Source organism: Serratia sp. 121840015-1, assembly GCF_053627655.1.
On the sequence record NZ_JBSEYF010000003.1, the window covers coordinates 406126 to 416610 of the forward strand.

The window sequence follows — 10485 nt, forward strand, 5'->3', positions numbered from 1 at the left end:
CATGACCCTAAGAAAATTATGCGAAATGTGCTGATGAATATGGAAATAAGATGCGGATAGGCTTAAATTGTCTCAGATCAAATTAGCCCGAAGTACCTCTTTCGGCTAAGATTTGACCTGTAACCAAAAGTCTAACCCACGTCACGTAAAAACCTATTTATTGTGTGGGATTGGGCGAGTATCATCCATGTTGTGATTATGGATGGTTGATCTTGTTGCATTTGTTACCCGTTGTCGGTTTTCAGTGGCGTGCTTGTCGGCGGCCCGTGGGGCTATTGGCCGAGTGTGCGGTTGAAAGCGGAGAAGCTGGATCAAATTTGTTGTGTTTAAGGGCATTCACTGCGGGGCGTTACTGGCGGCTTTGAAAGAAGCGTGCCGATAACCGCGTGTCGGAGTCTTCCTGCGAGGAGCAAGGAGTCAAGATGTTTGATATTGTCGAACTGTCGCGCTTACAGTTTGCTTTAACGGCGATGTACCATTTCTTATTTGTCCCATTAACGCTCGGTATGGCGTTCTTGCTGGCAATTATGGAAACGGTATATGTCCTGTCTGGCAAACAAATCTATAAAGATATGACCAAATTCTGGGGAAAGTTATTTGCGATTAACTTTGCTCTGGGTGTGGCCACCGGTTTGACCATGGAGTTCCAGTTCGGGACTAACTGGTCGTATTTCTCTCACTACGTCGGCGATATCTTCGGGGCCCCTCTGGCTATCGAAGGTCTGATGGCGTTCTTCCTTGAATCGACGCTGGTCGGCCTGTTCTTCTTCGGCTGGGATCGTCTGAGCAAGGTGCAGCACATGGCGGTAACCTGGTTCGTGGCCCTCGGCTCCAACCTGTCCGCGCTGTGGATCCTGGTCGCCAACGGCTGGATGCAGAACCCGATCGCTTCGGATTTCAACTTCGAAACCATGCGCATGGAGATGGTCAGCTTCTCCGAACTGGTGCTTAACCCGGTTGCGCAGGTGAAATTCGTTCACACCGTGGCTTCCGGCTACACCTGTGGCGCGATGTTCGTTCTGGGCATCAGCTCCTACTACCTGCTGAAAGGCCGCGACATCGCCTTCGCCAAGCGCTCCTTCGCCATCGCTGCCAGCTTCGGTATGGCTGCCATTCTGTCCGTTATCGTTCTGGGTGATGAATCCGGCTACGAAATGGGCGACGTGCAGAAAACCAAACTGGCCGCTATCGAAGCGGAATGGGACACCCAGCCGGCACCGGCGTCCTTCACCCTGTTCGGCATTCCCGATCAGGACAAGATGGAAAACTCCTTCTCTATTCAGATCCCGTATGCGCTTGGCCTGATCGCCACCCGCTCCACGGACACTCAGGTCACCGGCCTGAAAGATCTGATGGCGCAGCATGAAGTGCGCATCCGCAACGGGATGAAAGCCTACCAGCTGTTGGAAGAGCTGCGCGGTGGCAACACCGATCCTGCGGTACGCGCCGAATTCAACAAAACCAAGCAAGACCTGGGCTACGGCATGCTGCTGAAGCGCTATACCCCGAACGTCACCGACGCGACGGAAGCGCAGATCCAGCTGGCGACCAAGGACTCCATTCCGCGCGTGGCGCCGCTGTACTTCGCCTTCCGCATCATGGTGGCCTGTGGCGTGATCATGCTGTTGATCATCGGCCTGTCGTTCTGGAACGTGATCCGCGGCCGCATCGGCCAGAAAAAATGGCTGCACCGCGCCGCGCTGTACGGTTTGCCGCTGCCTTGGATCGCGATTGAGTCCGGTTGGTTCGTGGCGGAGTACGGCCGTCAACCGTGGGCGATTGGTGAGGTGCTGCCGACGGCGGTCGCCAACTCTTCGCTGACCGCGGGCGACATTCTGTTCTCGATGGGGCTGATCTGCGGCTTGTACACCCTGTTCCTGGTGGCTGAATTGTACCTGATGTTCAAGTTTGCGCGTCTGGGTCCAAGCAGCCTGAAAACCGGCCGCTATCACTTTGAACAACCGACTGCCGCCGTGCAGGAAGCGCGCTAAACAGGAGTCCACGTATGTTTGACTATGAAGTACTGCGATTTATTTGGTGGGTCCTGGTTGGCGTACTGCTGATCGGCTTCGCCGTCACCGACGGTTTCGACATGGGCGTCGGCATTCTGGTGCGCATCATCGGGAAAACCGATACCGAGCGCCGGGTGATGATCAACTCCATCGCCCCGCACTGGGACGGTAACCAGGTGTGGCTGATCACCGCCGGCGGCGCGCTGTTCGCCGCCTGGCCGATGGTCTACGCAGCGGCCTTCTCCGGCTTCTACGTCGCCATGATCCTGGTGCTGGCCGCCTTGTTCTTCCGCCCGGTCGGTTTCGACTACCGCTCCAAGCTGGAGAGCAGCCGCTGGCGCAACATGTGGGACTGGGGCATCTTCATCGGCTCCTTCGTGCCTGCGGTGGTATTCGGCGTGGCGTTCGGCAACCTGCTGCAGGGCGTGCCGTTCCACATGGACGAGTACATGCGCCTGTTCTACACCGGCAACTTCTTCCAACTGCTGAATCCGTTCGGTCTGTTGGCGGGCGTGGTCAGCCTGACCATGCTGGTCACCCAGGGCGCGACCTACCTGCAAATGCGCACCACCGGCGAGATCCACCTGCGTTCACGCGCTGCGGCACAGATCGCGACGCTGATCATGGCGGTGTGCTTCCTGTTGGCGGGCGTATGGCTGGTGAAAGGCATCGACGGCTTCGTCGTGACGTCGGCGCTGGACACCCTGGCGGAATCCAACCCGATGCGTAAAGAAGTGGCGCATCAGGCCGGTGCCTGGCTGATCAACTTCAACAAGTATCCGCTGCTGTGGGCGTTGCCTGCGCTGGGCGTGGTGCTGCCGTTGTTCACCATCCTGTTCTCGCGTCTGGAGAAGGGCGCGCTGGCGTTCGTCACCTCGTCGTTGACCATCGCCTGCGTCATCCTCACCGCCGGGGTCACCATGTTCCCGTTCGTGATGCCGTCCAGCACCGTGCCTAACGTCAGCCTGACCATGTGGGACGCGACCTCGAGCCTGTTGACGCTGAAAGTGATGACCGTCGTGGCGGCGATCTTCGTGCCTATCGTTTTGGCGTACACCAGCTGGTCGTACTACAAAATGTTCGGTCGCCTCGACAAGAACTACATCGAAAACAACAAGCATTCGCTGTACTAAGGATAAGGAGCTAAACCATGTGGTATTTTGCCTGGATTCTCGGAACGCTTCTTGCCTGCGCCTTCGGCATCATCACGGCGCTGGCGCTTGAGCAGAGCGAAGCGACCAAAGCTCAGCAAGACGGTAAGTGATGAGCTCGTCCGTGATTGACAAGCTGTACGCTGTCACCGACAAGGGCCCGATCCGGGCCCTTTCCCTGGTGTTGGCGTTGATTTTGGCGGGGTGCGTGTTCTGGGATCCGACGCGTTTCGCCGCCAAAACCAGCTCGCTGGAGATTTGGGAAGGGCTGCTGCTGATTTGGGCGGTGTGCGCCGGGGTGATCCACGGCTTCGGATTCCGCCCGCAGCGCAGCATCTGGCGCGCCTTTTTCGCGCCACTTCCCGCAATTGTGATCCTGTGCGCAGGATTACTTTACGTTTCTTTATAATCTCCCTGATGTCCCCACGTTATGGGCCCTCACGGCCCATAATTATTTTCATTCCCATCTTGTAACCCATTCCCAACCCGATCCGTCTTGCGTATAGTAGCAGCGTTAAATTGCATTGCTGGGAAGTAGAGTGAGTAATACGTTGTTTCGATGGCCGGTTCGCGTTTACTACGAGGATACCGATGCCAGTGGTGTGGTCTATCACGCCCGCTACGTCGCCTTTTTTGAAAGAGCGCGCACAGAGATGCTGCGTCAGCACAACTTTCATCAACAGCAGCTGCTCAGTGAACAAGTCGCTTTTGTCGTCCGGCGCATGACGGTGGATTATCTGGCTCCGGCTCGTCTCGACGAGCAACTGGAGGTGCAGAGCGAAATCACCTGTCTGCGCGGGGCTTCTCTCACGTTTGCTCAACGCATTGTCAATTCTGACGGGGCCCTACTGAGCCAGGCAGATGTCCTGATTGCCTGTATTGATCCACACCAAATGAAGCCAAGAGCGCTTCCTAAGTCTATTGTCGCGGAGTTTAAGCAGTGACTGACATGAACATCCTAGATTTATTCTTGAAGGCGAGCCTGCTGGTTAAGCTTATCATGTTGATTTTGATATGCTTCTCGGTAGCCTCTTGGGCGATCATCATTCAGCGCACCCGCATCCTCAATGCGGCGACGCGTGACGCCGAAGCCTTTGAAGACAAATTCTGGTCCGGTATCGAGCTTTCCCGTCTGTACCAGGAAAGTCAGGCGCGTCGCGATAGCCTGACCGGTTCCGAGCAGATCTTCCATTCCGGGTTCAAAGAGTTCGCCCGCCTGCACCGCGCCAACAACCATGCGCCGGAGTCGGTGATCGAAGGGGCGTCGCGCGCGATGCGTATTTCGATGAACCGCGAGCTGGAAACGCTGGAAACCCATATTCCGTTCCTCGGCACCGTCGGTTCGATCAGCCCGTATATCGGCCTGTTCGGCACCGTGTGGGGGATCATGCACGCCTTTATCGCGCTGGGCGCGGTGAAACAAGCCACGCTGCAGATGGTGGCGCCGGGTATCGCCGAAGCGCTGATCGCCACCGCGATCGGTCTGTTCGCCGCCATCCCGGCGGTAATGGCCTATAACCGTCTCAACCAGCGCGTCAACAAGCTTGAGCAGAATTACGACAACTTTATGGAAGAGTTCACCGCTATTCTGCATCGTCAGGCCTTCTCCAGCGACAGCAAATAAGTAGGAGGTAGCATGGCGAGAGTACGTGGACGTAGTCGGCGCGAGCTGAAGTCCGAAATTAACATCGTTCCGCTGCTCGACGTGTTGCTGGTGCTGCTGCTGATCTTTATGGCAACCGCGCCAATCATCACGCAGAGCGTGGAGGTTGACCTGCCGGACGCCACCGATTCCAAAACGGTGTCCAGCGATGACAATCCGCCGGTGATCCTCGAGGTTTCCGGCGTAGGTCAATACACCCTGGTGGTGGATCACAACCGTATGGAGCTGCTGCCGCCTGAGCAAGTCGCGGCCGAAGCCAAGTCGCGTTTGGCGGCTAACCCGAAAACGGTCTTTTTGATCGGCGGTGCGAAGGAAGTCCCTTACGATGAGATTATCAAGGCATTGAATATTCTCCATCAGGCGGGCGTGGCTTCCGTGGGGCTGATGACCCAGCCGATCTGACCGTAAGGCGAACGGCAACCCGGTTCCTGCGCTGCGGCCCAGGAACCCCGTATAAGCAACACCAGTTTTTGGGAATCTATTTTGGTAAAGGCAACTGAGCAAAACGATAAGCTGAACCGCGCCGTTATTGTTTCGGTCGTTCTGCACTTCATATTGATTGCCCTGCTGATTTGGGGATCGCTGCAGGAAAAGGTCGACATGGGCGCCGGCGGTGGCGGTGATGGCACCGTGGTGGGCGCAGTGATGGTCGATCCTGGCGCGGTGGTGGAGCAATACAACCGCCAGCAGCAGCAGAGCAACGATGCGCAGCGTGCCGAGAAGCAGCGCCAGAAAAAGGCGGAGCAACAGGCCGAAGAGCTTCAGCAGAAGCAGGCGGAGCAACAGCAGCGCCTGAAGGAGCTGGAGAAAGAGCGTTTGGCGGCGCAGGAGAAAGCTGCGCAGGACGCCAAGGCGCAGGCTGAGCAACAGCAGAAGGCAGCGGAGCAGCAGAAACAGGCCGCCGAGCAGCAAAAAGCGGCGGAAGCCGCCGCAGCCAAGGCCAAAGAGCAACAGAAGGTCGCCGAAGCCGCCGCCGCCAAGGCGAAGGCCGAAGCGGAAAAGGTCGCCAAGGCACAGGCGGACGCGCAGAAGAAAGCCGAAGCGGAAGCCAAGAAAGAAGCGGCCGCCGCTGCCGCCGCCAAGAAACAGGCGGAAGAGGCGAAGAAAGCCGCGGCGGCTGCCGCAGAGCAAAAAGCCGCAGAGGCCGCGGAGAAGAAAGCGGCCGCTGAAGCTGAGAAAAAAGCCGCAGCGGAAGCCGAGAAGAAGGCTGCCGCCGAGGCAGAGAAGAAAGCTGCGGCCGAGAAAGCGGCTGCCGCCAAAAAAGCCGCTGCGGATGCCAAGAAGAAGGCTGCCGCTGAGGCTGCGAAACAATCGGATGAAGTTAGCGATCTGTTTGGCGGCCTGGCGGACGGCAAGAACGCGCCGAAAGGCGGCGGTGCTAAATCGAAAGGTGATGGTAAACCGGCCGGGCAGGGCAATGCCAAAGCGGCTGGGGCCAGCGGGGCGGATATCAGCGGTTATATGGGGCAGATTCAAGGGGCGATTCAGAGCAAGTTCTATGACGCCAGTTCGTTCGCCGGCAAAACCTGCGACCTGCGTATCAAGCTGGCGCCGGACGGCCTGCTGATAAGCGTACAAGCGGCGGGGGGCGATCCTGCTCTGTGTCAAGCAGCAGTGTCTGCCGCCAAGTTGGCGCATATACCGAAGCCGCCGAGCGATGCCGTTTATCAGCACTTTAAGAATTCTATACTTGAATTCAAGCCGCAATAACGGTTGATTGAGTGAGTGATATCACAGGGATGTACTAAGGTAACCAACAGGGATTATGTAGTTTTACGTAAGTTGGTTTGTTAAAATTCTGCTAATTTATCGCAGGCATCCCGCCTGGATAAGGGAGATGAGATGAAGCAGGCATTTCGAGTAGCGCTAGGTTTTTTAATTCTGTGGGCGTCCGTGCTGCACGCGGAAGTTCGCATTGAAATCACCCAAGGGGTCGACTCCGCTCGCCCGATTGGCGTGGTGCCGTTTAAGTGGGCGGGCCCAGGCACGCCGCCGGAAGATATCGGCAAGATTGTCGGCGCGGATCTGCGCAACAGCGGCAAATTCAACCCGATCGACGTGGCGCGCATGCCGCAGCAACCTACCTCCGCGTCTGAAGTGACGCCGGCGGCCTGGACTGCATTGGGCATCGACGCCGTGGTTGTCGGCCAGGTTCAACCTGGCGCCGACGGCAGCTACCTGATCTCCTACCAGCTGGTGGACACCTCGGGTTCGCCGGGCACCGTATTGGCGCAGAACCAGTATAAAGTGACCAAACAATGGTTGCGTTATTCTGCCCATACCGCCAGCGACGAAGTGTTCGAGAAGCTGACCGGCATCAAGGGCGCGTTCCGTACCCGTATCGCCTACGTCGTGCAGACCAACGGCGGGAAATTCCCGTATGAGCTGCGCGTAGCGGATTACGACGGTTACAACCAGTTCACGGTGCACCGTTCGCCTGAGCCGCTGATGTCGCCGGCCTGGTCGCCGGACGGCAGCAAACTGGCTTACGTGACCTTCGAGAGCGGCCGTTCCGCGCTGGTGGTACAGACCCTGGCTAACGGCGCTATCCGCCAGATCGCCTCGTTCCCGCGCCACAACGGTGCGCCGGCGTTCTCGCCGGACGGCAGCAAGCTGGCCTTCGCGCTGTCCAAGAGCGGCAGCCTGAACCTGTACGTGATGAACCTCGGCTCCGGCCAGATCACGCAGCTGACCGATGGGCGCAACAACAACACCGAACCGACCTGGTTCCCGGATGGCCAGTCGCTGGCGTTTACCTCCGACCAGGGCGGGCGTCCGCAGATTTATAAAATCAGCGCCAGCGGCGGTGCCGCACAGCGTCTGACGTGGGAAGGATCTCAGAACCAGGATTCTGAAGTCAGCTCCGACGGTAAATTCCTGGTGATGGTAAGCACCAACAGTGGTGCACAACACATCGCCAAACAAGATCTTGGATCGGGCGCCGTTCAGGTTTTGACCGGCACCTTCCTGGATGAAACGCCTAGTATTGCGCCAAACGGCACCATGGTGATCTATAGCTCCACGCAAGGTATGGGCTCCGTGTTGCAGTTGGTGTCAACTGATGGGCGTTTCAAAGCGCGTCTTCCGGCAACTGATGGACAGGTCAAATTCCCTGCCTGGTCGCCGTATCTGTGATGCATGTGTAAATATGTATGGCAAACTATAAAAGGATCAAAGAAATGCAACTGAACAAAGTGCTGAAAGGGCTTCTGCTGGCACTGCCAGTTCTGGCTGTAGCAGCTTGTAGTTCTAACAAAAGCGCAAACAACGACCAATCTGGTATGGGCGCTGGCACTGGTATGGAAAACGGCAGCAGCAACCTGTCTTCCGAAGAACAAGCTCGTCTGCAGATGCAAGAACTGCAGAAGAACAACATCGTTTACTTCGGTCTGGACAAGTATGACGTAAGCTCCGAATTCGCTCAGATGCTGGACGCGCACGCTGCATTCCTGCGTAACAACCCGTCTTACAAAGTGACCGTTGAAGGCCACGCTGACGAACGCGGCACGCCGGAATACAACATTGCTCTGGGTGAGCGCCGTGCTAACGCCGTTAAAATGTACCTGCAGGGTAAAGGCGTTTCCGCTGACCAGATCTCTATCGTTTCTTACGGTAAAGAAAAACCAGCAGTACTGGGCCACGACGAAGCGGCTTATGCTAAAAACCGTCGTGCCGTTCTGGTTTACTAAGAGAATCGCATGAACAGTAACTTCAGACGTCACCTGTTGAGTCTGTCGTTACTGGTTGGCGTAGCGGCCCCTTGGGCCGCTACTGCCCAAGCGCCAATCAGTAATGTCGGCTCCGGCTCGGTCGAAGACCGTGTCACCTCGCTTGAGCGCATCAGCAATGCTCAAGGCCAGCTTTTAAACCAACTCCAGCAACAACTCTCTGATAACCAACGCGACATTGATTCTCTCCGTGGGCAAATCCAGGAAAGTCAGTATCAGTTGAATCAGGTGGTTGAACGCCAGAAGCAAATCTATCAGCAGATGGATAGCCTCAGCCAGGGCGGCGCTCAGAGCGCCTCTGCGGCCGCGGGCACTGCCGGTGGGGCAGCCGCAGGCGCATCTTCCGATGCGGGCGGCAGCGCGCCTGCAGCCGCGTCTGCAACGCCGAGCGGCGGTGATGAGAACAGCGACTACAACGCCGCTGTTTCTCTGGCGCTGGAAAAAAAACAGTATGACCAGGCGATTTCCGCCTTTCAGTCCTTCGTAAAACAGTACCCGAAGTCTACCTATCAGCCCAACGCCAACTATTGGCTGGGCCAGTTGTTCTACAACAAGGGTAAAAAAGACGACGCGGCCTACTATTTTGCGGTGGTGGTGAAGAATTACGCGAAATCACCGAAGGCGCCGGACGCCATGTACAAGGTGGGTATCATCATGCAGGAGAAAGGGCAGGCCGATAAAGCCAAAGCCGTATTCCAGCAGGTGATTAAACAGTACCCAACCAGTGCGGCGGCCAAACAGGCGAAAAGCCGCGTAGGCGGTTAACAGTCAGAAAAATGAGCCCAGAAGTTAGTCGATTTGACCGATTTCTGGGCTCATTCGCGTGAAGAACAAGCAGTTGAACGTATCAGTAAAAAATTTAGGTTGCGCTGCCAAGATAAATTAGTAATATATGCCGCCGTTGCCAAGACATCTTGCAAGATGTTAAAGCGGCAGGGAAATTGGGTCGTTAGCTCAGTTGGTAGAGCAGTTGACTTTTAATCAATTGGTCGCAGGTTCGAATCCTGCACGACCCACCAATTTCTGAAGTAGCAGTAACCACAACAGTGGGTGATTAGCTCAGTTGGTAGAGCATCTCCTTTACACGGAGGGGGTCGGCGGTTCGAGCCCGTCATCACCCACCACTGTTATGGGTCGTTAGCTCAGTTGGTAGAGCAGTTGACTTTTAATCAATTGGTCGCAGGTTCGAATCCTGCACGACCCACCATTCTTTAAGAATGGCTGCGATAGAGAATCGTAAAGGATGAGAACCGTAAAGGTTCGAGTCTCGCGAAGCGAGACAACATCACTCCGGTGATGGCCCGCAAGGGCGAGGCCAAAGGCCGAGTTATCCTGCACGATCCACCATTCTTTAAGAATGGCAGCTTCAGAATCGGTTTGATGTGGCAAAGTAAAGGTCCGAGTCGAGTACCCGTCGAGTTGTCCTGAACATCCCCATCCTTGTTTTCCGCGAGTCGGTTCCAATAGAGCCTATTCGCCATCAGCAGTAAACCACATCAGTGGGTCGTTAGCTCAGTTGGTAGAGCAGTTGACTTTTAATCAATTGGTCGCAGGTTCGAATCCTGCACGACCCACCACTCTTTAATAGAGCAAGGTGTTAAATCGTCAGGATGAGAACCGTAAAGGTTCGAGTCTCGCAAAGCGAGACAACATCACTCCGGTGATGGCCCGAAGGGCGAGGCCAAAGGCCGAGTTATCCTGCACGACCCACCACTCTTTAATAGAGCAAGGTGTGAAAAATAGCAGTACCACAGCAGTGGGTGATTAGCTCAGTTGGTAGAGCATCTCCTTTACACGGAGGGGGTCGGCGGTTCGAGCCCGTCATCACCCACCACACTGCGGGTCGTTAGCTCAGTTGGTAGAGCAGTTGACTTTTAATCAATTGGTCGCAGGTTCGAATCCTGCACGACCCACCAATTCAGAGAAAAGCG

General features: G+C 56.3%; 11 protein-coding genes, 6 tRNA genes and 2 other RNA genes. All 19 read left to right on the forward strand.

Features of this window, described 5'->3' with window-relative positions; all coding sequences use genetic code 11:
• The first annotated feature begins 422 nt into the window (after window positions 1-422).
• Window positions 423-1991 carry a cytochrome ubiquinol oxidase subunit I gene (gene cydA / locus ACUXAC_RS18180; protein ID WP_019454034.1) on the forward strand — a complete coding sequence of 523 codons (1569 nt, stop codon included), beginning with the start codon at window positions 423-425 and terminating at the stop codon, window positions 1989-1991.
• Between the two features lie 14 nt (window positions 1992-2005).
• Complete coding sequence (gene cydB / locus ACUXAC_RS18185) at window positions 2006-3145, forward strand: cytochrome d ubiquinol oxidase subunit II (protein WP_019454033.1); 1140 nt, start codon at window positions 2006-2008, stop codon at window positions 3143-3145.
• A 17-nt stretch (window positions 3146-3162) separates the two neighbouring features.
• Window positions 3163-3276: a cytochrome bd-I oxidase subunit CydX gene (cydX, locus tag ACUXAC_RS18190; RefSeq protein ID WP_004939868.1), complete on the forward strand. Its 114-nt coding sequence runs from the start codon at window positions 3163-3165 to the stop codon at window positions 3274-3276.
• Window positions 3276-3572, forward strand: a complete 297-nt coding sequence (gene ybgE, locus ACUXAC_RS18195) for a cyd operon protein YbgE (protein WP_038877538.1) — start codon at window positions 3276-3278, stop codon at window positions 3570-3572. The genes cydX and ybgE overlap by 1 nt, the downstream gene beginning before the upstream one ends.
• A 130-nt stretch (window positions 3573-3702) precedes the next feature.
• A complete protein-coding gene (gene ybgC / locus ACUXAC_RS18200) occupies window positions 3703-4107 on the forward strand; it encodes a tol-pal system-associated acyl-CoA thioesterase (RefSeq protein ID WP_025160034.1) in 405 nt (134 codons plus the stop codon).
• Window positions 4104-4787, forward strand: a complete 684-nt coding sequence (tolQ, locus tag ACUXAC_RS18205; protein ID WP_004939862.1) for a Tol-Pal system protein TolQ — start codon at window positions 4104-4106, stop codon at window positions 4785-4787. Before ybgC ends, tolQ begins: the two co-directional genes overlap by 4 nt.
• 12 nt (window positions 4788-4799) lie before the next feature.
• Window positions 4800-5228, forward strand: a complete 429-nt coding sequence (tolR, locus tag ACUXAC_RS18210; RefSeq protein WP_004939859.1) for a colicin uptake protein TolR — start codon at window positions 4800-4802, stop codon at window positions 5226-5228.
• Between the two features lie 81 nt (window positions 5229-5309).
• Window positions 5310-6536, forward strand: a complete 1227-nt coding sequence (tolA, locus tag ACUXAC_RS18215) for a cell envelope integrity protein TolA (protein ID WP_060440506.1) — start codon at window positions 5310-5312, stop codon at window positions 6534-6536.
• A 132-nt stretch (window positions 6537-6668) separates the two neighbouring features.
• Window positions 6669-7961 carry a Tol-Pal system beta propeller repeat protein TolB gene (tolB, locus tag ACUXAC_RS18220; protein WP_004939856.1) on the forward strand — a complete coding sequence of 431 codons (1293 nt, stop codon included), beginning with the start codon at window positions 6669-6671 and terminating at the stop codon, window positions 7959-7961.
• A 44-nt stretch (window positions 7962-8005) separates the two neighbouring features.
• Window positions 8006-8515, forward strand: a complete 510-nt coding sequence (gene pal / locus ACUXAC_RS18225; RefSeq protein WP_025160033.1) for a peptidoglycan-associated lipoprotein Pal — start codon at window positions 8006-8008, stop codon at window positions 8513-8515.
• 9 nt (window positions 8516-8524) lie between these two features.
• Window positions 8525-9319, forward strand: coding sequence for a cell division protein CpoB (gene cpoB, locus ACUXAC_RS18230; protein WP_070914101.1), 795 nt, complete (start codon window positions 8525-8527; stop codon window positions 9317-9319).
• Between the two features lie 178 nt (window positions 9320-9497).
• Window positions 9498-9573, forward strand: a tRNA-Lys gene (locus ACUXAC_RS18235).
• Window positions 9574-9602: 29 nt separating this feature from the next.
• Window positions 9603-9678: transfer RNA gene (locus tag ACUXAC_RS18240), tRNA-Val, on the forward strand.
• A 7-nt stretch (window positions 9679-9685) separates the two neighbouring features.
• Window positions 9686-9761: transfer RNA gene (locus ACUXAC_RS18245), tRNA-Lys, on the forward strand.
• 15 nt (window positions 9762-9776) lie between these two features.
• Window positions 9777-9901: non-coding RNA, RtT sRNA (locus ACUXAC_RS18250), on the forward strand.
• A gap of 154 nt (window positions 9902-10055) precedes the next feature.
• Window positions 10056-10131: transfer RNA gene (locus ACUXAC_RS18255), tRNA-Lys, on the forward strand.
• 13 nt (window positions 10132-10144) lie between these two features.
• Window positions 10145-10267, forward strand: a non-coding RNA gene (locus tag ACUXAC_RS18260) — RtT sRNA.
• Between the two features lie 45 nt (window positions 10268-10312).
• Window positions 10313-10388, forward strand: a tRNA-Val gene (locus ACUXAC_RS18265).
• A gap of 6 nt (window positions 10389-10394) precedes the next feature.
• Window positions 10395-10470, forward strand: a tRNA-Lys gene (locus tag ACUXAC_RS18270).
• Window positions 10471-10485 lie beyond the last annotated feature (15 nt).

Excerpts from the sequence above, each read along its gene's own strand:
- cydA (WP_019454034.1), top strand. The coding sequence starts at position 423 with ATGTTTGATATTGTCGAACTGTCGCGCTTACAGTTTGCTTTAACGGCG.
- cydB (WP_019454033.1), top strand. The coding sequence starts at position 2,006 with ATGTTTGACTATGAAGTACTGCGATTTATTTGGTGGGTCCTGGTTGGC.
- cydX (WP_004939868.1), top strand. The coding sequence starts at position 3,163 with ATGTGGTATTTTGCCTGGATTCTCGGAACGCTTCTTGCCTGCGCCTTC.
- ybgE (WP_038877538.1), top strand. The coding sequence starts at position 3,276 with ATGAGCTCGTCCGTGATTGACAAGCTGTACGCTGTCACCGACAAGGGC.
- tolR (WP_004939859.1), top strand. The coding sequence starts at position 4,800 with ATGGCGAGAGTACGTGGACGTAGTCGGCGCGAGCTGAAGTCCGAAATT.
- tolB (WP_004939856.1), top strand. The coding sequence starts at position 6,669 with ATGAAGCAGGCATTTCGAGTAGCGCTAGGTTTTTTAATTCTGTGGGCG.
- pal (WP_025160033.1), top strand. The coding sequence starts at position 8,006 with ATGCAACTGAACAAAGTGCTGAAAGGGCTTCTGCTGGCACTGCCAGTT.
- cpoB (WP_070914101.1), top strand. The coding sequence starts at position 8,525 with ATGAACAGTAACTTCAGACGTCACCTGTTGAGTCTGTCGTTACTGGTT.